This is a genomic window from Pseudomonas sp. RA_35y_Pfl2_P32, assembly GCF_963970735.1.
GTDB lineage: Bacteria > Pseudomonadota > Gammaproteobacteria > Pseudomonadales > Pseudomonadaceae > Aquipseudomonas.
In genome coordinates this window covers 1-255 of record NZ_CAXAQF010000454.1, presented here as the reverse complement: position 1 = coordinate 255, position 255 = coordinate 1, and the positions used below count along the sequence as shown (strand labels likewise).

1 pseudogene is annotated in these 255 nt (G+C 62.0%); it reads left to right on the top strand.

Going from position 1 to position 255, the window contains the following annotated elements:
- Positions 1-255 (top strand): annotated as a pseudogene (locus tag AACY45_RS29140) (amino acid ABC transporter permease); the annotation flags it as partial.

The window sequence follows — 255 nt, the reverse complement described above, 5'->3', positions numbered from 1 at the left end:
GCTGTCGATTGCCCGGGTTTCCCCGCGCTTCTACATCCGCTGGCCGGTGCAGTTCTACACCTACCTGTTCCGCGGTACGCCGCTGTATATCCAGTTGCTGATCTGCTACACCGGGATCTACAGCCTGGCCGCGATCCGTGCGCAACCGGTGCTCGACGCGTTCTTCCGTGACGCGATGAACTGCACCATCCTGGCCTTCGCCCTGAACACCTGCGCCTACACCACGGAGATTTTCGCCGGGGCGATTCGCAGCAT